This window comes from Pantoea sp. V106_11 (genome assembly GCF_029967885.1).
Taxonomy (GTDB): domain Bacteria; phylum Pseudomonadota; class Gammaproteobacteria; order Enterobacterales; family Enterobacteriaceae; genus Pantoea; species Pantoea ananatis.
The window spans coordinates 262,974-283,882 of record NZ_JASCAK010000031.1 but is presented as its reverse complement, the minus strand read 5'-3'; the positions used below and the strand labels follow the sequence as shown (position 1 = coordinate 283,882).

General features: G+C 56.8%; 18 protein-coding genes. 12 read left to right on the top strand and 6 right to left on the bottom strand.

Annotated elements, in window-relative coordinates:
• The 6 genes from QLG08_RS16635 to QLG08_RS16610 are packed head-to-tail and all read left to right on the top strand — an operon-like array spanning window position 1 to window position 6,096.
• On the top strand, window positions 1-1,506 hold the full coding sequence (locus QLG08_RS16635; protein WP_013026664.1) for a sugar ABC transporter ATP-binding protein: 1,506 nt from the start codon (window positions 1-3) through the stop codon (window positions 1,504-1,506).
• Complete coding sequence (locus QLG08_RS16630; RefSeq protein WP_024471243.1) at window positions 1,499-2,488, top strand: ABC transporter permease; 990 nt, start codon at window positions 1,499-1,501, stop codon at window positions 2,486-2,488. The genes QLG08_RS16635 and QLG08_RS16630 overlap by 8 nt, the downstream gene beginning before the upstream one ends.
• A gap of 14 nt (window positions 2,489-2,502) precedes the next feature.
• Window positions 2,503-3,555 carry an ABC transporter permease gene (locus QLG08_RS16625; protein WP_072138199.1) on the top strand — a complete coding sequence of 351 codons (1,053 nt, stop codon included), beginning with the start codon at window positions 2,503-2,505 and terminating at the stop codon, window positions 3,553-3,555.
• Window positions 3,555-4,247 (top strand): D-allulose 6-phosphate 3-epimerase, encoded by a 693-nt coding sequence (alsE, locus tag QLG08_RS16620; RefSeq protein WP_014605304.1) that lies wholly within the window; start codon window positions 3,555-3,557, stop codon window positions 4,245-4,247. The genes QLG08_RS16625 and alsE overlap by 1 nt, the downstream gene beginning before the upstream one ends.
• Window positions 4,244-5,140, top strand: coding sequence for an allose kinase (gene alsK, locus QLG08_RS16615; RefSeq protein ID WP_088900722.1), 897 nt, complete (start codon window positions 4,244-4,246; stop codon window positions 5,138-5,140). Before alsE ends, alsK begins: the two co-directional genes overlap by 4 nt.
• Entirely contained in the window at window positions 5,137-6,096 is a 960-nt protein-coding gene (locus QLG08_RS16610) for a ribokinase (RefSeq protein WP_015699767.1), read from the top strand. Before alsK ends, QLG08_RS16610 begins: the two co-directional genes overlap by 4 nt.
• Before the next feature lie 44 nt (window positions 6,097-6,140).
• Here QLG08_RS16610 and nudK read toward each other — a convergent pair whose 3' ends face one another.
• The 3 genes from nudK to QLG08_RS16595 form a co-directional block, all read right to left on the bottom strand.
• Window positions 6,141-6,719, bottom strand: a complete 579-nt coding sequence (gene nudK, locus QLG08_RS16605) for a GDP-mannose pyrophosphatase NudK (RefSeq protein WP_013026669.1) — start codon at window positions 6,717-6,719, stop codon at window positions 6,141-6,143.
• A gap of 155 nt (window positions 6,720-6,874) precedes the next feature.
• Window positions 6,875-8,347 carry an L-asparagine permease gene (gene ansP / locus QLG08_RS16600; protein ID WP_014605303.1) on the bottom strand — a complete coding sequence of 491 codons (1,473 nt, stop codon included), beginning with the start codon at window positions 8,345-8,347 and terminating at the stop codon, window positions 6,875-6,877.
• Between the two features lie 272 nt (window positions 8,348-8,619).
• On the bottom strand, window positions 8,620-8,892 hold the full coding sequence (locus tag QLG08_RS16595) for a DUF1471 domain-containing protein (protein ID WP_013026671.1): 273 nt from the start codon (window positions 8,890-8,892) through the stop codon (window positions 8,620-8,622).
• Between the two features lie 253 nt (window positions 8,893-9,145).
• Here QLG08_RS16595 and narQ point away from each other — a divergent pair, with 253 nt between their 5' ends.
• From narQ to QLG08_RS16565, 6 genes are all read left to right on the top strand, one after another.
• The gene (gene narQ, locus QLG08_RS16590; protein WP_228225595.1) at window positions 9,146-10,834 is read left to right on the top strand and encodes a nitrate/nitrite two-component system sensor histidine kinase NarQ; all 1,689 of its coding nucleotides are present in this window, start codon (window positions 9,146-9,148) and stop codon (window positions 10,832-10,834) included.
• 189 nt (window positions 10,835-11,023) lie between these two features.
• Entirely contained in the window at window positions 11,024-11,656 is a 633-nt protein-coding gene (locus QLG08_RS16585; protein ID WP_013026673.1) for a response regulator, read from the top strand.
• A 165-nt stretch (window positions 11,657-11,821) separates the two neighbouring features.
• The gene (acrD, locus tag QLG08_RS16580; RefSeq protein ID WP_014594274.1) at window positions 11,822-14,938 is read left to right on the top strand and encodes a multidrug efflux RND transporter permease AcrD; all 3,117 of its coding nucleotides are present in this window, start codon (window positions 11,822-11,824) and stop codon (window positions 14,936-14,938) included.
• Window positions 14,939-15,514: 576 nt separating this feature from the next.
• Window positions 15,515-15,883, top strand: coding sequence for an ArsC family reductase (locus QLG08_RS16575; protein WP_014594275.1), 369 nt, complete (start codon window positions 15,515-15,517; stop codon window positions 15,881-15,883).
• 1 nt (window position 15,884) lies between these two features.
• Window positions 15,885-17,012 (top strand): succinyl-diaminopimelate desuccinylase, encoded by a 1,128-nt coding sequence (gene dapE, locus QLG08_RS16570; RefSeq protein ID WP_013026676.1) that lies wholly within the window; start codon window positions 15,885-15,887, stop codon window positions 17,010-17,012.
• 22 nt (window positions 17,013-17,034) lie between these two features.
• Complete coding sequence (locus tag QLG08_RS16565) at window positions 17,035-17,223, top strand: YpfN family protein (RefSeq protein ID WP_013026677.1); 189 nt, start codon at window positions 17,035-17,037, stop codon at window positions 17,221-17,223.
• Between the two features lie 35 nt (window positions 17,224-17,258).
• Here the strand turns inward: QLG08_RS16565 and ypfH are convergent, their stop codons facing one another.
• The 3 genes from ypfH to QLG08_RS16550 form a co-directional block, all read right to left on the bottom strand.
• Window positions 17,259-17,939, bottom strand: coding sequence for an esterase (gene ypfH / locus QLG08_RS16560; protein ID WP_014605298.1), 681 nt, complete (start codon window positions 17,937-17,939; stop codon window positions 17,259-17,261).
• A gap of 73 nt (window positions 17,940-18,012) precedes the next feature.
• Window positions 18,013-19,980 carry a GNAT family N-acetyltransferase gene (locus tag QLG08_RS16555; RefSeq protein ID WP_282473042.1) on the bottom strand — a complete coding sequence of 656 codons (1,968 nt, stop codon included), beginning with the start codon at window positions 19,978-19,980 and terminating at the stop codon, window positions 18,013-18,015.
• Entirely contained in the window at window positions 19,977-20,840 is an 864-nt protein-coding gene (locus QLG08_RS16550; protein ID WP_014594278.1) for a neutral zinc metallopeptidase, read from the bottom strand. Before QLG08_RS16550 ends, QLG08_RS16555 begins: the two co-directional genes overlap by 4 nt.
• Window positions 20,841-20,909: the final 69 nt, after the last annotated feature.

Genomic DNA, 20,909 nt, shown 5'->3' with positions numbered 1-20,909 from the left:
ATGAGACCTGTCGCACCGCAGACGCTCGTGACGTTAGATGCGTTGTCGAAAACGTTTGGTGGTCATCGTGCGCTGAGCGATATTTCGCTGACGCTGCTGGCCGGAGAAGTGCACTGCCTTGCCGGGACCAATGGTTGTGGCAAAAGCACGCTCATTAAGGTGATTTCAGGCGTTCATGCGCCGGATGAGGGCAGCGAGATCCGTCTGGGCGAAGGGGAAATTTTGCCCCGCCTCTCAACCCAGCAGGCCAGAGACTTTGGTATACAGGTGATCTATCAGGATCTGTCTCTGTTCCCTAACCTGAGCGTGGCCGAAAACATTGCGTTTGAACACAACCTGCGTGGCCTGTTCGGCTGGCATCAGCGTAAAAGGCTGCATGCCAGCGCCCGACGTATCGTTGACGAGCTTCAGTTTGAACTCGATCTCAACGAGAAAGTGGCGCACCTCTCCATTGCCCAGCGGCAACAGGTCGCGATTTGCCGGGCACTGGTTGCCGATGCCCGGCTGGTGATCATGGACGAACCCACAGCCTCGCTAACCCGTACAGAAGTGAATCAGCTGCTGCGCACGGTGCGCTATCTCAAACAGAAAAACATCTGTGTGGTGTTTGTCAGCCATCGACTGGATGAAGTACTGGAAATCTCCGATCGGGTGACGGTTATTCGCGATGGCCGCAGGGTTGGCAGCTGGCCAGCACAGGACATGACGCCGCACCGTCTGACAGAACTGATGACCGGACAGAAGCTGGAATATCCGTTGAAAAACGTCACGCGCAGGCGCGATCGCGTGTTGCTGGAAGTCGAACACCTCAGCCGGAGCGGGCAGTACCACGACGTGAATTTTCGTTTGTACGAAGGCGAGGTGCTGGGGCTCTGTGGCCTGCTGGGTTCGGGTCGTACCGAGCTGGCTCTGTCGCTATTTGGTATGACCCAGCCCGACAGCGGCAAGATTTGGCTGGACACGAAACCGGTACGCTTCCGTAGCCATGAAGACGCCATCAAAGCCGGTATTGGCTATGTCTCAGAAGACCGTCTGACGCTGGGGCTGGTTCAGCAACAGTCGGTGGCCGATAACATGGTGTTGCCGATTCTCGATAAGCTGCAAAACCGCTTTCACCTGATTGATGAATACCGTAAGAACAGGCTGATCTTGCAGTGGATTCAGCAGCTTGGCGTCCGGGTTGCCGATCCCGAGCAGGCAATTTCCACGCTTTCCGGCGGCAACCAGCAAAAGATTGTTTTAGCCAAGTGGGTACTCACTCAACCTCGCCTGTTAATTCTTGACTCGCCCACCGTCGGCGTCGATGTCGGCGCGAAGGCCAGTATTTACCAGCTGATCCACGAACTGGCGCGAGAAGGCTTATCGATTATGTTGATTTCCGATGAAGTCCCAGAGGTCTGGCACAACTGCGACCGCATTTTGCATTTCCGTGAGGGGACGATCCATGCCGAATACCAGCCAGACCGAGTGCAAGAACAGCAACTGGCGGAGGTCATCAATGCCTGACTTATCCCGTTTACGTCCTCATTCCAGCCAGGGCTGGCTGACCTGGGTTTTACTGCTGTTTATTGGGGTGTTTTCGCTGTCCAGCGACCAGTTCCTCAGCGTACAAAACCTGCTGGATTTAGCCGAAAGCTATGCGGTCACCGGCATCTTCGCACTTGGGCTCTTTGTGGTGCTGGTCACCGGCGGCATCGATATCTCCTTTGCTGCCGTGGCCTCGGTGGTGCAGTACTTCATCGCCACCCTGTTTATACGCTATCAGTTTGATCACGCCCTGCTGAGTATTGGCCTGGCGGTGGCCTGCGGCACGCTGTTCGGCATGATCAACGCCTGGCTCATTACCTGGCTGCGGGTGGTCTCCATCATCATCACGATCAGCATGCAGTCGCTGCTGTTTGGGCTGCTGATGTGGTCAACCGGCGGACGCAGCCTCTATCAGTTGCCTGAATGGTGGATCACCCTTCGCAGCGTGCTGCCGTTTGAGTGGCAGGGCCAGACGTTTCAGCTTGGCCTGCCCCTGCTCGTCCTGCTGGTCATCGCCACCCTGACGGCCGTGTTACTCAACAAAACGCATCTGGGCCGCCAGCTTTATGCCGTGGGCGGTGATGCGGAGTCCGCGCGGCGCATCGGGATTCGCGTTGGTTTGATTCACCTCTTTGCCTACGGCTGGCTGGGGGCGATGGCGGCCATTGGCGGACTGGTGCAGGTTTATCGCATGGGTGAAGTGGTGCCAAACGCGTTGGTCGGCGGTGAACTGGATGTGCTGGCTGCCACCGTGCTGGGTGGTGCCAGCCTGATGGGCGGGAAAGGCACGGTCAGCGGCACCTTAATGGGGGTTTTCCTGATCGCCATTTTAAAGAACGGCCTCAACCTGATTGGCGTATCCAACTATTTCATGAACATCGTGGTCGGTGGCGTGATTATGGTCGCCATCGCCGTCACGCACTATAAAAAGCGCAAAGAGACTGACGTCAGCTTTGTCTGATGGGAGAAGCACACATGAAACCTTTAACTGCGTTGAAACCTGACGGTACCAATACCGGCCTGCTGCTGCTCATCGCGTTTGCGCTGGCGCTGTTCAGCATCCTGCTGCCCGGCCGTTTTTTTACCGATTCCACCTTTCTCAGCATGGCCTTTCAACTGCCTGAGCTGGGCTTGCTCACCCTGGCGATGTTTATTGCCATTCTGAGTGGCGGATTAAACCTGGCGATTATTACCACCGCCAATCTGACCAGCCTGTTCATCGCCTGGGTGCTACTCGGCATGTTGCCAGACGGGGCGGGAACCGGTCAGCAGCTGGCCTGGCTGCTGCTAGCGGTGCTGGGTGCCATGTTGATTGCTGCACTGATTGGCCTGATCACCGGCGTGATGGTAACCCGCATCGGTGCCCATCCCATTCTGGTGACCCTGGCCACCATGATTACCCTCAACGGCATCGGCATCTGGCTGACAAAAGGCGCCGCGGTGAGCGGCATGCCGCCGGTGGTGCGCGCTTTGGGCGCCGACACGCTGCTGGGCATTCCTCTGCCGCTGTGGGTCTTTTTCGTGGCCGCGGCGCTGCTGGCGGTGTTCCTGGGGAAAACCCGTGCAGGTAAGTGCATCTATATGGGCGGAAGCAACATTAATGCCACCTGGTTTAGCGGAATTAATACGCATCGCATGATCGTGCTGGTGTATGTGATTTCCAGCCTGCTATGCGTGCTGGCGGGGCTCGTGATGATGGCGCGATTTAACTCTGCGCGTATGGGCTATGGCGATGCGTACCTGCTGCTGACCGTGCTGGCCATTATTCTTGGCGGCACCGATCCCAACGGCGGTTTTGGCCGTGTGACCGGCGTCGTGCTGGCGCTGATTGCCCTGCAGATCCTCTCAACTGGCTTCAACCTGATGAATATCAGCCAGCACGTCAGCCTGGCGATGTGGGGCGCAGTGCTGATTGTGGTGCTGGCCGTGAAACAGGGTAAAGCCCGACTCAATGAACGCCGTGCCATGAAGCGCAGCAAGCGCCTGAGTGCGGTACTGAATCCTCTGACTGAGAAAAAGGAAGTATGATGCGAATTCAAATCTCCCCGTCGTTGATGTGTATGAACCTGATGGAGATCAAGCAGCAGTTGGCTGTGCTGAACACCCGCGCTGACTTCCTGCATGTTGATATCATGGATGGTCACTACGTCAAAAATATCACGCTCTCACCGTTCTTTATTGAGCAAATTCGCCCGCACACGCCAGTGGCTATCGATGTGCATTTGATGGTTGAGCAGCCCACCGATTTTATTGAGGCAGTCGCCAACGCCGGAGCGGACTATATTTGCCCGCACGCAGAGACGATCAATCGGGATGCCTTCCGGGTGATCAACCTGATTCGCAGTTTGGGGAAAAAACCGGGCGTGGTATTGAACCCCGCCACGCCGGTGTCCTTTATTCATCATTACCTGCATCTGCTGGATAAGATCACGGTGATGACGGTGGATCCGGGTTATGCCGGGCAACCCTTCATACCGGAAATGGTGGAGAAGATTCGGGCACTCAGTGCGTTAAAACGCGCCCACGGCTACCACTATTTGATTGAGATCGATGGCTCCTGTAATCAACGCACTTATCGCACCCTGCTGGAAGCCGGAGCGGAAGTGCTGATTGTCGGCACCTCGGGCCTGTTCAACCTGCATGACGATCTCTCCACCGCCTGGACAATGATGCGCGACAGTATTGATGCCGCGCAGGGACTGGCGCAGGAGTCTGCATGAAATCACGCTGGCTTGGCATTGATATTGGCGGCACCAGCACCCGTTTGCAGCTGATGGAAGAAGGCCGGAACTGGTGCGGCTTCCGTAAAGTGCCGACCGCCAGTTGGTCGCAACAGGCGGATGCGCTGGTCGCGCTTGGCGATCTGATTTGCGAAACGCTGGAGGCGCAGCCGGTAAGCGGGGTGATGCTTGGCCTGCCCGGCATTCTCAGCCGTGACCGCCAGCAGGTGATCTCGCTGCCCTTTATTCAGGCGCTGGATCAACAACCCGTCGTGGCACGGCTCAGCGCGCGCCTTGGCGTTCCGGTTGCCATGGATAAAGATGTGAACCACCTGATGCTGTGGGATTTGCTGCAGTTGGAGACGTTACCCAATAATGCCGTGGGGTTATATCCCGGCACCGGTCTGGGTAACAGCCTGTGGCTGGAAGGCCGCTTTTATCATGGTCATCATGGCGGCTCAGGCGAGCTGGGCCATATTCCGCTGGCGAACAACGACCTGCCCTGCCCGTGCGGCAACCGGGGCTGTGCCGAAACCCTGATATCCGGTCACTGGCTCAGCACCTGGGCGGCAGCACAACAGCCGGATACGGGGATTTCGCAACTCTTTACCCGGCATGGCGATCACCCTGATCTGCGGGCGTTTGTGCAGCGGCTGGCACAGCTGATCGCCAGCGAAATGAACATTCTGGATCCCGAGTACCTGATTCTGGGCGGTGGCGTACTGTCGATGGCGGATTTTCCCTTGGTGCAGTTGCGCAGCGCCATTCAGCAACATCTGCGACCGCCTGTTACGCGCCAGGGTTTAAAAATCGTTTTCAGCCATGCAACCGATCACACGGGCTGTCGCGGTGCCTGTCTGGCCGCCGAGCGCTGTTTTGGAGGGAAAAAATGAAAGGCAAAGTGTGCGTGTTCGGTTCCTTCAACCTGGATATCGTGGCAGGCATGGCCCGCTTTCCGCTACCGGGTGAATCGTTAATTGCCCAGCACAGCATGATGGGGCCCGGCGGCAAAGGCGCGAATCAGGCCACCGCCGCGCTTCGTGCGGGCGCCCGGGTGCACTACATCGGCAAAGTGGGCAACGACGACTTCGGCATATTTGCCCGCCGGCATCTGGAAAAAACCGGCTTTGATGCCATTACGCTGTTCACCTGCAAAGAGAAACCCACCGGCAATGCGTTGATTTACGTGGCCGGTAATGACGCTGAGAATATGATTTCTGTTTATCCTGGGGCGAATCTCACCGTCAGCGCAGCGGAAGTGACGCGCTGCAGGCCGACTGTTGCCGCGGCGGATATTTTGCTGGTACAGCTGGAAAATAATCTGAGCGCGATTCAGCGCATGATCGATCATGCCCGGGCGGCAAATACCTTTGTCATCCTTAATCCGGCACCGTTTCAAAAAATCAGTGACGCTCTGCTGGCAAAGGTCGATCTGCTGACGCCCAACAGTACCGAAGCCATGCTGCTGACCGGCGTGAAGGTCACGGACCTCGCCAGCGCCCGGCAGGCCGCCCTTGTGCTGCACCGCAAGGGCGCACGTCAGGTAATTATTACCCTGGGTACGGCGGGGGCCTTACTGTCTGACGGGCAACAGCTGCTGCATATTCCGGTGTTTCCCGCCACGCCGCTTGATACAACCGGCGCGGGCGATGCCTTTAACGGTGCGCTGGCTGCCCGGCTGGCCGCCGGCGTTTCTCTGGAACAGGCTGCACTGTTCGCCGCAGCGTTTGCCTCCCTGTGCGTTGAACGACAGGGAGCCGCTCATGCTATGCCCGCTTATGCCGATGCACTGGCACGCCTGCAGGCGCACCCGGAATGCGTGGCCGAAAGCGTGCTGGCCTGCGCGTAACATTCAGGCAGAGGCGCCTGGTGGCGCGTCTGCTCTGTACTCCATCAGAGCGTGAGCCAGCCTGCAATAAGCGCATGCTGCAATAACATAATGGTTTTGCCATCGCGGATGCGCCCCGCTTTCACCCACTGCATGGCCTCAGGAAACGTGATTTCCAGCACGTCGATGGCTTCATCCTCTACGCCGCCGCCCGCATTTTCCCGCAGCGCGTCGTGGTATTCAGCCGCAAAGAAATGCACCAGCTCGGTCACGCCGCCCGGCGACATGTAAACCGAATAGAGGGTTTCCACCTCGCCCACCGCATAGCCGGTTTCTTCAATGGCCTCTTTGCGAATGCAGTCTTCAGGCGAGTCATCATCCAGCAAGCCTGCACAGGCTTCAATCAACATACCGTCTTCATTACCGTTAACGTAGGTGGCAATGCGGAACTGGCGCGTCAGTACCACGCTGTTCTTGTCACGGTTATACAGCAGAATGGTGGCACCGTTGCCGCGGTCGTAAACTTCACGCTTGTGACGCACGAGTTCGCCCCGGTTGTCGGTAATCTCATAAGTGATATTACGCAGGACAAACCAGTTCTCTGACAGCAGCTTATCTTTGATGATGTTGATCTTGAAGGACATGGACGCTCCGCAGCGACAGGAAGGGAGCCTGAGATAATAGGACGTACGTTAAAAGAAAACTATCTGAATTACGGGCCTTGCGCACGTCATCGTCCATCCTCACAGGCAAAAAAAATGCCAGCACGCTGGCTGGCATTCTATGCGAAACGTCTCGGTTACGACGATTTACCGTCGTGCTCGTGATGATCGTGTTCGGTCGCTGCGATGGCGTTCACACGCTTACGCACGCCAAACCAGCCCAGTACCAGAATCACCGCAATCAACGGAATGGAGGCGATAGTATAGGTGCCGTTTGGATAGTCGAACGCCATCAATACCAGTACGCTGAACAGGAACAGCAGCGTCAGCCATGAGGTAAAAGGCGCGCCTGGCAGCTTGAAGCTGACGTCGTCTGCCTTGCCTTCTTTGATCGCTTTACGCAGGCGTAGCTGGCAAAGCACGATAAAGCCCCAGGAAGAGATAATGCCGAGTGACGCCACGTTTAATACGATCTCAAACACCTGAGACGGCACATAGTAGTTAAGCACCACGCCGATGATATAGACGCCGACGGTCACCAGAATCCCGGCATAGGGCACCTGCTGGCTGCTCATTTTAGACATGAACTTCGGTGCGGAACCGCCCATCGACATTGAGCGCAGAATACGGCCCGTCGAGTAGAGACCGGAGTTCAGGCTGGATAACGCCGCACTCAGCACCACAATATTCATAATGCTGCCAATGTAAGGCACGCCCAGCTTAGAGAAGAAGGTCACAAACGGACTTTGCCCAGCCTGGTAGGCATTCCACGGCAACAACATCACTAACAGCACCACGGAACCGACATAGAACAAACCAATACGCCAGATAACGCTGTTGATCGCCTTCGGCAACATGGTTTCCGGATCTTTACACTCGCCTGCTGCCGTACCGACCAGTTCAATCGAGGCGAAGGCAAATACGACGCCCTGAACCAGCACCAGCGCCGGCAACAGACCGTGCGGGAACAAGCCGCCGTTATCCGTGATCAGGTGGAAGCCGGTTGCATTTCCATCGAGCGGTTTACCCGTGCCGAGGAACACGACACCGACAACCAGGAAAATGACAATCGCCAGCACTTTGACCAGCGCGAACCAAAACTCCATTTCGGCGAACCACTTTACGCCGATCATGTTCATGGTACCGACAATCGCCAGCGCCCCTAACGCAAATACCCACTGCGGCACATCACCAAACGCGCCCCAGTAATGCATATAAAGCGCAACGGCAGTGATATCCACAATCCCGGTCATAGCCCAGTTAACAAAGTACATCCAGCCTGCCACATAAGAGGCTTTCTCGCCCATGAACTCACGAGCATAGGAGACAAAGCTTCCGCTGCTGGGACGGTGTAAAACCAGTTCGCCCAGTGCGCGCAGGATGAAGAATGAGAAGATACCGCAGACCAGATAGATGATGGCGAGGGCCGGACCTGCCGCCTGTAAACGGGCGCCTGCGCCCAGAAACAGCCCCGTACCGATGGCTCCCCCGATGGCAATCATCTGCACGTGACGATTGCCCATGGCCTTCTTATAGCCGGAGTCGTGGGAATTGAGCCAGCGTCGTTTCGCAGCGCGCATGTCCGCTGCGGATTTCTTTGTAGATTTCATAGCCTTCCTGTTTGTCCTGACCATAAGTCATAGCGCATCCAAACGATTGCGTTCAGCACTGCGAAATGGGTTGTCTTCCTCTGTGCGTCCGCCTGTGAGTTTACGGAAAGCGGCGCGGGAATTTACGGCGATGAATCCTAACCGTTATGTAACATCGAAGCAAAATATACCGAGGGGATATGCGGGACGATTTGTAAAAAATTTTTCTGAGATCACAAAAAAACCGGCCATTGGCTGGCCGGTAAACACTACAGGGATGGAATAGAGAGGGTTTAGCGGTAAATCTCTGCGGTGCCGGTCCAGAGGCTGGAATCACCCGGCGTGTTCACACCGATGACCCGGAAATGGCTGGCGCCTTCGGCTTTCGCCTGTTGTGAAAGCTGGCGAGTCACATCGTCAAGTGAACCATTTACGCTGGAAACAGAGACGCTGCCGATTTTTTGCAGATCCTGTGCCTCGCGTTGGTCCACCGCCGTGGCGGCCAAGGTAGAAAATGACGCAGTGGCCAACAGGGCGGCGGTGAGGTAAGCAGGTAATCGTTTCATAAATACTCCTGTACTCGCGTTGGTCGCTGTGGTTAAACACGTTATTGATTATTGGCGAGACAATGCAAGCCAACCTTTGTGAGTTGTAAAGCTGTGCGAGTAATGGTCGGTCTGACGTCGGGATTCCTGGGAAACGTCAATCCGGGTGAGTAAAGCTGCTGAACGGTCTCATTTCGGGCTATTTCATGACAGGTCACCAGGCGTCCTCTGCCACCTCTTTTATCCTTCCCTGTTACTGAAGGGGTTATTTGTTGTGATTGTTAAACGCTCTGTTACCCGAAGTATTGCGCAGTCTTTAACGCTGATTGTGTTGCTGGCTTTGCTGACAACCGGCCTGGCTCTGCTCACCCTTTCCAGCAGCCTGCGTGACGCGGAAGCCATTAATCTGGCCGGTTCGCTACGGATGCAGAGTTACCGGCTGGCCTGGGATGCCAGGCTGGAGCCTCGCCTGCTGGTAGCGCATCTGGCGCAGTTCCAGCACACCCTTGATGCCCCCGTTTTACAAGGCCTCGACCGCCCCTGGGTGCCACATAAAGTTATTAACCACTATCAACGTTTGCGCGCGGGCTGGCCGGAGTTAGCTCAGCATCTTGATGCCGATGCAGCAGAAGCCTGGCAGCTTCAAATGCCCGTCTACGTGGGGGAAATTGACCGCTTTGTCCTGGAACTGCAGCGTTATGCTGAACTGAAAATGCGGGTGGTGGCGATCAGTAGCCTGACGGGCCTGGTGGCGATCGTGGCGCTGGCGTTGATGACGATACGCTTTACCCGTCAGCAGGTCGTTAAGCCGCTGAACGCGCTGGTCACCGCCAGTCGTTATGTAGAAAAGGGCAATTTTGCGTTCCCGCCTCTGCACGTCCAGCAGCAGAATGAACTTAAGGTGCTGTCACACACCTTTAGCAGCATGGCCGCCCAGTTGCACGCGCACTATCAGCTTCTGGAGCAGCGGGTCCGCGATAAAACCCGGGATCTGACCCAGGCAAACCGCACGCTTTCGCTGCTCTATCAGAGCTCTCAGATTTTAACGCGCGGCCCCCTGCATCCGGCTCTGTTCGACAGCGTGTTAGCCAGCGTGCTTGCCAGAGAAAAGCTTGCGTTTATCCGCCTGGAAGGCGAGCAGTTTACCTTTGAGTCCGGGCAAATCGCCCCTTCTCAGGCTTGGCATCAGTTACCCTTGCAGCAGGGCGATCACCCTATTGGCACCCTGCACTGGCAAACGACCGTTACGACGCCGCCTGCAGCATTAATGCAGAGCCTGGCGGCAATGCTGGCCCGGTCAGTCTGGATCTGGCAGACCCAAAAACAGCAGCAGCAGATGCTATTGATTGAAGAGCGCGCCACCATTGCACGCGAGCTGCATGATTCGCTGGCTCAGGCACTGACCTACCTGCGTATTCAACTGACGCTGCTGCGGCGCACTGTCGATGCGCGCGATCGGGCAGCACATGACATTATTGCCGAATTCGATCTTGCGCTGGCCGAAGCTTACCGTCAGCTCCGTGAGTTGCTTGCCACCTTCCGTTTAACGATTGAAAAATCCGATCTGATGGCCGCACTGCACGCAATGATCGCCCCCTTGCAGAAGCAGTCTGAGGCCGACATCCATTTCACCTGCCAGCCAGGGCTTGAGGCGCTGGATGCTCAACAGCAGGTACACGTACTCCAGATTGCCCGCGAGGCGCTGCTTAACGCCATTCGCCATGCAAATGCACAGATGATTACCCTCGACTATCAGCACTCAGATGAAGGCGAACATATACTGAGCGTGACGGATGATGGTATTGGGATCGGCACGACAGAGGAACCCCAGGGGCATTACGGGCTGACGACCATGACGGAGCGGGCTGAACGGCTAGCCGGATCCTTACAGATTACGGCACAACCACGCGGAACACGTGTCACACTGCGCTTTCCATCGCGTCCGGCGCTGCCGCGTGAGTAGTGCTGTTGCCCGCCATTGTGTATTTTAATACCATCCTGAGATCATACAAGATGTGGCAGATAAACACCTGAAGGCAGAATTAACCATTACAATCAACATTCTGCGCATCACCATTCTGGAACGGTCTGGAAAGCCGATCGTTCGCACTGCCCGTACCGCCGTCTGGCATCCAGGGCACAGGGAGCTAACATGGCACAACCTGCTTTAACCATTATGATCGTGGACGATCATCCCCTTATGCGCCGCGGCATCCGCCAGCTACTGGCGCTGGAGCCGCAGTTGCAGGTCATCGCTGAAGCCAGTAACGGGACTGAAGCGCTGGCGGAAGCCCGCCGTCTGACACCGGATATCATCCTGCTCGATCTCAACATGAAAGGGATGTCAGGGCTGGATACGTTAAAAGCGCTTCGTCATGAAGGCATCAGCTCACGTATTCTGGTGCTGACGGTCTCTGACGCGCGCAGTGACATTTACGCCCTGGTGGATGCAGGAGCGGACGGCTATTTACTCAAAGACAGCGAACCCGAAATCTTGTTGCGCCAGATCATGCAGGCCCTACAGGGTGAGACGGTGTTTAGCGATGCGGTAAGGCACGCTCTGTCCATGCGACATAACAGTGACGATCCCTTCCGCTTGCTGACCGAACGCGAACGCGGCGTGATGCAGGAAGTGGCGCGAGGCTTGTCCAATAAAGACGTGGCTCATGCACTTCATATCTCGGAAGAAACGGTGAAGGTCCACATTCGTAATGTCCTGCGCAAACTTGATGTACGTTCACGCGTTGCTGCAACAATTATGTGGATTGAGCGCCGAAACAGTTGATAAAAAACGCGCAAACTTACACATTCTCTACAATTTCTCCACTTTTCAAACCCGCCTCGCACGTAAAGTAGAGTCCTACCCGTGCGTGGTTTGCGTGGATTTTCCTGTGCGTCACGCGCTGCATCGCTCATATTAATAATAAAAGCAGTGAGGAGTGTCGGTTCAATGTCGAATTTCTTTATCGACCGCCCAATTTTCGCCTGGGTTTTGGCTATTTTATTGTGTCTTTGCGGCACGCTCGCCATTATTTCACTTCCTGTTGAACAATATCCCGATCTCGCCCCGCCCAACGTGCGTATTACCGCCACTTATCCCGGCGCCTCAGCGCAAACGCTGGAAAATACCGTCACCCAGGTTATCGAACAGAACATGACCGGTATCGATAACCTGATGTATATGTCCTCCAACAGCAGTAATACCGGCCAGGCGCAAATCACCCTCACCTTTACCGCAGGTACCAATCCTGATGAAGCCCGTCAGCAGGTTCAGAATCAGTTGCAGTCGGCCCTGCGCCAGTTACCTCAACCGGTGCAGTCACAAGGGGTGACCGTCAATAAAACCGGCGACAGTAACATTTTGATGGTGGCGTTTGTCTCAACTGACGGCAGCATGAACAAACAAGATATTGCTGATTATGTCGCCAGTAATATTCAGGAGCCCTTAAGCCGTATTGATGGGGTGGGTGAAGTGGATGCCTACGGTACGCAATATGCTATGCGCATCTGGCTCGATCCCTACAAGCTGACCGCCTATGCCCTGACCACCGATGATGTGGTCAATGCCATCAAATCCCAGAATACCCAGGTTGCAGTGGGCCAGGTGGGCGGGCTACCGGCCGTCAATAATCAGGCGCTGAACGCCACCGTGAACGCGCAGGCGATGCTGCAAACCCCCGACCAGTTTAAAGCGATTACCCTGAAGAATAATCCCGATGGCTCCGTGGTGACGCTAGGCGATGTCGCAACGGTGGCGCTCGGCGCTGAAAAATACGATTCCCTCAGCCGCTACAATGGCCAGTCCGCCTCCGGCCTGGGCATAAAACTGGCCTCCGGTGCCAACGAGATGAACACCGATAAACTGGTGCGGGCGCGGCTGGATGAATTATCACACTATTTTCCGCACGGGCTGGAAGCGAAAATCGCGTATGAAACCACGCCCTTTGTTAAAGCCTCTATCACCGACGTGGTCAAAACCCTGCTGGAAGCTATTCTGCTGGTATTTGGCGTGATGTATCTGTTTATGCAGAACTTCCGGGCCACGTTAATCCCTACCATCGCGGTGCCCGTCGTGCTGCTTGGCACCTTTTGTGTGATCTTTGCCTTCGGCTACAGCATCAACACCCTGACCATGTTCGCTATGGTGCTGGCGATAGGCCTGCTCGTGGACGATGCGATTGTGGTCGTGGAGAACGTTGAACGTATCATGAGCGAGGAAGGGATCTCGCCGCGCGCTGCCACCCGCAAATCGATGGGGCAAATCCAGGGGGCACTGGTCGGAATTGCGCTGGTACTCTCCGCCGTATTTATTCCTATGGCCTTTTTTGGTGGCACCGTAGGGGCAATCTACCGCCAGTTTTCGGTGACTATTGTCTCCGCCATGATCCTGTCGGTGTTGGTCGCGATGATCCTGACACCCGCCCTGTGTGCCACGCTGCTTAAGCCCATCGCCAAAGGGGAACATCACGGCGAGCGCGGCTTCTTTCGCTGGTTTAACCACCATTTCAACCGCAACGCCGACCGCTATCAGCGTGGTGTCGCCCACATTCTGCGCACGGGGGGCCGCTGGCTGCTGTTGTATGTGGGGATTATTGGCATCATGGCGTTCCTGTTTCTTCATCTGCCTTCGTCTTTTCTGCCCCAGGAAGATCGGGGCATGATTTTGACCCAGGTCCAGCTTCCCGCCGGTTCCAGCATGAATCAGACCTCGGCGGTAGTGGCAAAAGTGGAAAAGTACTACCTGACGAAAGAGAAAGATAACGTGCTGTCGGTCTTCTCAACGATTGGTTCCGGCCCCGGCGGGAACGGGCAGAACGTCGCGCGTCTGTTTATTCGTTTGAAAGACTGGGGTGACAGACCCGGGGCCGATCGCACGTCGTTCGCCATCATTAAGCGCGCCGGAAAAGCGTTCAAACACATCAATGAGGCCACGGTCATTGCGAGCAGTCCGCCGGCGATTACCGGTCTGGGCAGCTCATCGGGCTTTGACCTGGAAATACAGGATCATGGCGGCATCGGGCATGACAAGCTCATGGCGATGCGCGACATGCTGCTCGACAAGGCCAGCAAAGATAAGCTCCTGTCCCGTGTCCGTCATAACGGCCTTGATGACAGCCCGCAGTTGCAAATTGATATCGATGAGCGCAAAGCCCAGGCGCTGGGCGTATCACTGGATACCATTAACGACACGCTAGCCACTGCCTGGGGCTCAAGCTACGTGAACGACTTTCTGGATCGTGGACGGGTAAAAAAAGTGTATGTGCAGGCTGATGCGCCCTACCGCATGCTGCCCGGCGATGTCGATAAATGGTACGTGCGTAACAGCAGTGGCACCATGGTGCCCTTCTCGGCATTTGCCACCAGCCGCTGGCAAACCGGTTCACCGCGTCTGGAACGCTATAACGGCTACTCCTCCCTGGAAATCGTGGGGGAAGCCGCAGAGGGCGTGAGTAGCGGTACAGCGATGAATGAAATGGAGAAACTGGTCGAATCCCTGCCGCTTGGCGTGGGTTTCCAGTGGACGGGAGCATCCTATCAGGAGCGGTTATCGGGCTCTCAGGCACCCGCGCTGTATGTGGTTTCACTGCTGGTTGTCTTCCTCTGCCTGGCAGCTCTGTATGAAAGCTGGTCGATCCCGTTCTCTGTCATGCTGGTCGTCCCGCTTGGCGTGATCGGTGCGCTGATTGCCACCTGGACGCGCGGGCTGGAGAACGACGTCTATTTCCAGGTGGGCTTGCTGACCGTGGTCGGGCTTTCGGCCAAGAACGCCATCCTGATTGTCGAGTTTGCTAACGAGCTTAACAGTAAGGGAGGTGAACTGATTGAATCGACGCTGGCGGCGTCACGCCAGCGCCTGCGTCCGATCCTGATGACGTCGCTGGCCTTTATCTTCGGTGTGCTGCCGATGGCGATCAGCAGCGGCGCAGGCTCCGGCAGTCAGCATTCTGTGGGAACGGGCGTGATGGGCGGGATGATTTCTGCCACGATTCTGGCCATTCTGTTTGTGCCGCTGTTCTTTGTGCTGGTGCGTCGCCGCTTTCCCCTGAAAGAGAAGCATCGGGACTGATTAACCCGCTTTCCTGACGGCGCCTCAATCAGGCAAAAAAAACGGCCTCTGTTCGCAGCGGCCGTTTTATTCGTGTGTGTGGTCAGAATTACAGCAGAGGGGAAAGTGCCCTGCTTTTCTCCTCACGTGTTACTTGTTGCGTAACATCGCTTCGATGAATTCTTTCCAGTTCCCCATTTCGGTGTCAATCATAGAACCCTCTCTTATTGTAGTGGCAATATTACGCCTTTTTTTTCGCCTGGTGAATACGTTTACACCTGTCATTACTATCGGCAAAGGCGACAAAAAGCTGAGTATTTTCTGATTTGCTGGCTGACGCACACTTCAGCAAGGGCCTAAGCTGACAGGTTTTAATGCGGTTTTGACCAGGACGTAGCCTAAAAATCACAATTAAGGAAATTCTTAATTCCGAAATGATAAACCGCGAAATCATTAGAGGCAAAACTGAAACCGTTTACCCCCGACGGGAAACGCCTCTGTGCAGGGTATTTTTCGATACAGGCGCGATCGGGCGGATGCTGCATCAGATCACACTATGGTAAACTCCAGAGCTAATTTTAATGACAGGAGCAGGCGATGAGCGCGCAGTGGGTCATGTTTGGGATTAAAAATTGCGACACGATTAAAAAAGCACGTCGCTGTTTAGAGGCGGCGGGCGTGGACTATCGCTTCCATGATTATCGTGCTGACGGCCTGACCGGTGACCAGCTGCAGCAGTTTATCGACGTACTGGGCTATCAGGATCTGCTCAACACGCGCGGCACGACCTGGCGTAAGCTACCCGAGGCAGAGCGCGAGGCCATCACCGATGCCGCCAGTGCAAAAGCGCTGATGCTGGCCCAGCCTGCTATCATCAAGCGCCCTGTCCTGCGCGCACCCGACGGCTCGCTGCTGCTGGGCTTCAGCGAATCTCTTTACCAGAATCGTCTTCAGGAGAAGTCATAATATGTTTTGTCCGGTCATTGAGCTGACGCAGCAGCTTATTCGTCGCCCTTCTCTCAGCCCCGATGACGCCGGATGTCAGGCGCTGCTGATCGCACGCCTGGAAGCGATAGGTTTCCACATCGAAACCATGAACATCAACGACACGCTGAATTTCTGGGCCACGCGCGGCGAAGGCGAAACCCTGGCGTTTGCCGGCCACACCGATATTGTTCCCCCGGGCGATGCCAGCCGCTGGATTAATCCCCCGTTTGAACCCACCATCCGCGACGGCATGCTGTTTGGGCGCGGTGCAGCAGATATGAAAGGATCGCTGGCCGCCATGGTTGTTGCCGCCGAGCGGTTTGTCGCCGTTCATCCTCATCACAAGGGGCGTCTGGCCTTTTTAATTACGTCTGACGAAGAAGCCAGCGGCGCGAACGGAACGGTAAAAGTGGTTGAGCGCCTCATGGCGCGTAACGAGCGTCTGGATTATTGCCTGGTCGGAGAACCTTCCAGCAACGAAGTCGTGGGTGACGTCGTGAAAAATGGTCGTCGTGGCTCCATCACCGCGAACCTGACCGTGCATGGCGTACAGGGCCATGTAGCCTATCCGCAACTGGCGGATAATCCCGTGCACCGTGCTCTGCCGGCGCTTAACGAGCTGGTCGCCACGGAATGGGATCAGGGTAACGCCTTTTTCCCGGCCACCAGCATGCAGATCGCCAACATTCAGGCGGGAACCGGCAGTAACAACGTCATCCCCGGCGAGCTGTTTGTGCAGTTCAACTTCCGTTTCAGTACGGAACTCACCGATACCCTGATTCAGCAGCGTGTCGCAGAACTGCTGGACCGCCATCAGTTGCGTTACACCATTGAGTGGAAGCTTTCCGGCCAGCCATTCCTGACCTCACGCGGCAAGCTGGTTGATGCCGTGGTCAACGCCGTTACGCACTATAATGAAATTAAGCCGCAGTTGCAGACTTCTGGTGGAACCTCTGACGGACGTTTTATCGCTCGTATGGGCTCGCAGGTGGTGGAACTGGGTCCGGTGAATGCCACGATTCACAAAATTAACGAATGCGTGAAAGCATCAGACTTACAAATGCTGAGTCGGATGTATCAACGCATCATGGAACAATTGATCGCCTGACAGCGAGGGAAGGAGCGGGCCTATGGAGTTTATTAAAGATTACTGGTGGATCCTGGTGATCCTGCTGATGGTGGGCGTGTTAATGAACGTCTATAAAGATCTGAAACGCATCGATCATAAAAAATTTATGGATAACAAACCCGATCTCCCGCCTCATCGTGATTTCAACGACAAGTGGGACGAGGACGACAACTGGCCGAAGAAAAAATAACGGTCATGCGCCCCCGCCATCGCGAGGGCGCGCGGTTACATCATCATAATGACATCGTCATCGCCAGGTTTTGCCCCGCCTGAGGCTTCATCGAAGTAACGTTTCGGCACGGTATACTGCAAATGATGCAGCGCAAAATCCATGCTGCGCTGATCGATGGCATGCGCCAAATCCTCTACGATATTCAGCGTGACATCACCGCCCAGCGCGGTTAAACGCTGTTCCGCCTGTTGCGCCTGCATCAGCGGGATATGGTCATCATAATCACCATGGATCAGATGCACGGTAGTCCGCGTGCTGGCCTTTTCCGGTAGCGTCACAAAGCGACCGCTAAAGGCAACCGCCCGGCCAGCCAGATCGTCGTGGGCTTTGATGCCTTCCAGCACCATGCTGGCCCCCTGCGAAAACCCCACCAGTGCCGTGGCTTCGGGACGCACCCCGCTTTTCTGCTGCCAGTGACGCACCGACTCGACAAACTGCGGCATGCTGCTGTCTACACAGGCCTGCTCGCTTTTATCATGCAGGCCGGCTTCGTTAAACCATTGACCGCCCGGCCCCGGCGATCCCACCGACACCACCAGCGCCGCCGGAAACGTTTTAGCAAACCAGCTGCCAATTTGGCCCATCGCGTCGGGATTGTCCCCCACGGCATGATAAAGCAGAAACAGCTGGGCAGCCTGAGTGGGCTGCTGAACAATTACATATTTCAGTGTCATATCGACCTCCTGCGACTACTCTACGCCCCCGGGCGCAGGATGATAGTGGGAATATTTGAATGTCTTGGTGGATTTATTGCAATTGCTCGCGCAACGCTTCGCCTTCTCTGCCGGGTAACGCCAGTAGCGCAGCGGCGGCTTCAGCGCGTAAGGCCGTAATCAGCATCTTGCGTCCGTTCAGCCGGGCAGACTGAGCCAGTTCAGCCAGGCTGGTGTCGGCGTTCACCGCCTGTCGCAGGAGCGGCAAAGGCTGCTGGCTGATGCCAACCAGCCGCTGAAGTACCGCCAGGCTTGCTTCCAGCGGGCGTTGCGCCCAGGCAAAACCGGCGGCCAGCCAGGCATCGCGCCGGGTAAACGCGTGGTCACAGGCTGCCGGTAGCGGCAGGTCCAGCGGAATATGCGCTCTGAGCAGCGGCCAGTCACGGGCCAGGCTTCCCTCCGCCTTCTGCTGCAGCGCTTTGCCGGCCGTCGTCAGCCCCAGCACGGCCATCGCCGCATAACAACCGCTGCTGGCTTCTCGCTGACTGCCAATTCGCGCCAGCGTGAAGCCACAGGCTTGCCAGAAAGCCCAGAGAGGTTCAGTGTAGCCAAAGCTGACCGAGAGGTAATCATATCCGGCGGCATCCGCGCAGGCGGCGGCCACCAGCTGCTGGCCGATTCCCCGGCGGCGCGCAGGTGCGGCAATGGCAATCCGGCTAATTCGCAAGGCGCGCAGCGTGGCGGCTTCCGTCAGCCCGGCGTGCGCGGCCAGCGACTGCGCCACCAGATTACCGCGAGGCCGCCTGTGGCCCGCCCATACCGCTTGCGCCAGTTCATCCGTCAGCCCGCCCTCTTCTACCAGCCATAGCGCGCCCTGTAGCGCCGGAACCTCGCCCGCCAGCCACAGATGCATGCCTGGCGCATCCAACAGGCGACGCAGATCCAGCGGTGAGGTGCGGTAATGCGCACTGGTCAGCAGTTGGTAAGCCGCCTGCTGGGCGGCGAAATCAGACGCCTCTGCTCGCCGGGGCGCACGCTCCTCCAGGGACGGGGTTTCAGCGGCATCCTCAAACAGCAGAGCCTGGTTGAGCCAGTGTTCCAGGGGATCGTGGCGAGCCCAGCGTAGCGGTTCGTCCAGCGTAAAGTAGCGCACCTGCTGCAGCTCAGCGCAGAACTTGAGCATAAAGCCACGGCCGCTGCCTTCGTAACCCTGAATGGTCGTTACCAGCAACACGCGCGGGAAACGTGCTACCAGCGCATGGAGCAGCGGAGCGGGAATGGCCGCGGCTTCATCCACGATGAGCCAGTCAAACTCAGGCTGGTCGGGCAGCGCCAGAATCGCATCCGGTGCCATAAACCGATAATGTTCTCCGGCGAAAGAAGCTAACACTGTGGTGGTAATTTTTGCCGGCGCGGTTACCAGGCAGCGCGTATTCTGTCGCGCCAGCATGCCTGCAAGCGCCGATTTGCCTCTGCCGCGCGCGGCGGTGATGACCGCCACGCCAGCGGAAAAATGCGTCAGCTCTTGCAGAATGCTTTGCTGCTGACTCGCGGCCTGACAGTGCCAGGCCGGCCGTGACGACCAGTTGGGCAGCGCGAGCGGCTGCGGCTGCTGATGCAACAGCGCCTGCTTATCGTCTTCCGTCAGGCGTTGCAGGTGATGGACAAAATGGGGCGTGGCAATCGGCTCGCTGACATCAGCCCAGCGCAGGCTGTCCGCATCGGGCTGCTGCGCCCAGCGCGCCCAGGGGGGCACTAACAGAAGCAGCCAGCTACCGGCCGTCAGCGTTCCGGCCAGCGCCGCCAGCGCCTCGGCATGGAACCCCTGACGGGCATCAAACACGGCATGATGGAATTCACGCCCCAGCAGCGTACGAAATGCGGTCGGGGCGCAGTGCGTGCCGGTTTCCGGCGGGTTATCGCTCAGCCACAGCCAGTCGCCTTCCAGCGTCTGGCTCCATGAGAGCGCGGTGTCCCGGCACCAGTCGGCTTCGCCGCCGATCACGGCCAGCCGCCGTATACCGGCGGCCTGCATGGCACAGGTCGCTGCTTTCAGGTTCATCCTTTAAGAGCAAAGGTGTCGCACTGGCCAGGGTTACCGCTGTCGAATCCGCGTTTGAACCAGGTATACCGCTGCGCGGACGTACCATGCGTAAAGCTGTCCGGCACAACCCGGCCCTGGGTTTTCTGCTGCAGACGATCGTCACCAATGGCTTCGGCTGCGTTTAACGCTTCCTGTAAATCCCCCACTTCGAGGATTTTTTCCTGTTCCATATAGTGGCCCCAGACGCCCGCAAAGCAGTCGGCCTGAAGCTCCATTTTCACGGACAGTTGATTAATCTGAGTCTGGCTGGCCCCCTGCTGCATCTGACGTACCCGGGGTTCAATGCCCAGCAACTTCTGCACATGGTGGCCGACTTCATGCGCAATGACATAGCCCTGGGCAAAATCGCCGCCTGCCCCAAGCTTGTTTTTCATTTCGTCATAGAATGACAGATCGATATAGACAGTCTGGTCTGCCGGGCAGTAAAAGGGCCCCATAACAGATTGTCCGGTGCCGCAGCCGGTGCGCGTAGCGCCGCGATACATCACCAGCTTCGGCGGCGTATACTGTTTGTTCATCTGTTTGAACAACTTGTCCCAGGTATCTTCGGTTGTCGCCAGCATGACCGAAGTAAACTTTGCCGCCTCATCCTGATTCGGGTTGGCGGTGCGCTGCTGCTGTTGGTTGCCCGATGTCACCTCGCCCCCGGTCAGCAACGGGGTCAGGTCATAACCGTAATAACCCGCCACCGCGACCAAAATCAGCATGATAATGCCCGCCTTGCCGCGTGGCAGAGGAATGCGTCCTCCCCGGTTACCGGATGACTGATTACGGCGATCTTCGACATTGTCGCTTTCGCGACGTCCTTGCCAGCGCATGGTTTTTGCTCCCTGTGGCGTATTAACTCAGATGGCATGATTTTAGATGCGGGACGGCGCAATCACCAG

What these genes read in the sequence shown, in the direction of transcription:
- QLG08_RS16635 (WP_013026664.1), top strand. Translation starts at nt 1, where the DNA reads ATGAGACCTGTCGCACCGCAGACGCTCGTGACGTTAGATGCGTTGTCG.
- QLG08_RS16630 (WP_024471243.1), top strand. Translation starts at nt 1,499, where the DNA reads ATGCCTGACTTATCCCGTTTACGTCCTCATTCCAGCCAGGGCTGGCTG.
- QLG08_RS16625 (WP_072138199.1), top strand. Translation starts at nt 2,503, where the DNA reads ATGAAACCTTTAACTGCGTTGAAACCTGACGGTACCAATACCGGCCTG.
- alsE (WP_014605304.1), top strand. Translation starts at nt 3,555, where the DNA reads ATGCGAATTCAAATCTCCCCGTCGTTGATGTGTATGAACCTGATGGAG.
- alsK (WP_088900722.1), top strand. Translation starts at nt 4,244, where the DNA reads ATGAAATCACGCTGGCTTGGCATTGATATTGGCGGCACCAGCACCCGT.
- QLG08_RS16610 (WP_015699767.1), top strand. Translation starts at nt 5,137, where the DNA reads ATGAAAGGCAAAGTGTGCGTGTTCGGTTCCTTCAACCTGGATATCGTG.
- nudK (WP_013026669.1), bottom strand. Translation starts at nt 6,719, where the DNA reads ATGTCCTTCAAGATCAACATCATCAAAGATAAGCTGCTGTCAGAGAAC.
- ansP (WP_014605303.1), bottom strand. Translation starts at nt 8,347, where the DNA reads ATGAAATCTACAAAGAAATCCGCAGCGGACATGCGCGCTGCGAAACGA.
- QLG08_RS16595 (WP_013026671.1), bottom strand. Translation starts at nt 8,892, where the DNA reads ATGAAACGATTACCTGCTTACCTCACCGCCGCCCTGTTGGCCACTGCG.
- QLG08_RS16585 (WP_013026673.1), top strand. Translation starts at nt 11,024, where the DNA reads ATGGCACAACCTGCTTTAACCATTATGATCGTGGACGATCATCCCCTT.
- acrD (WP_014594274.1), top strand. Translation starts at nt 11,822, where the DNA reads ATGTCGAATTTCTTTATCGACCGCCCAATTTTCGCCTGGGTTTTGGCT.
- QLG08_RS16575 (WP_014594275.1), top strand. Translation starts at nt 15,515, where the DNA reads ATGAGCGCGCAGTGGGTCATGTTTGGGATTAAAAATTGCGACACGATT.
- dapE (WP_013026676.1), top strand. Translation starts at nt 15,885, where the DNA reads ATGTTTTGTCCGGTCATTGAGCTGACGCAGCAGCTTATTCGTCGCCCT.
- QLG08_RS16565 (WP_013026677.1), top strand. Translation starts at nt 17,035, where the DNA reads ATGGAGTTTATTAAAGATTACTGGTGGATCCTGGTGATCCTGCTGATG.
- ypfH (WP_014605298.1), bottom strand. Translation starts at nt 17,939, where the DNA reads ATGACACTGAAATATGTAATTGTTCAGCAGCCCACTCAGGCTGCCCAG.
- QLG08_RS16555 (WP_282473042.1), bottom strand. Translation starts at nt 19,980, where the DNA reads ATGAACCTGAAAGCAGCGACCTGTGCCATGCAGGCCGCCGGTATACGG.
- QLG08_RS16550 (WP_014594278.1), bottom strand. Translation starts at nt 20,840, where the DNA reads ATGCGCTGGCAAGGACGTCGCGAAAGCGACAATGTCGAAGATCGCCGT.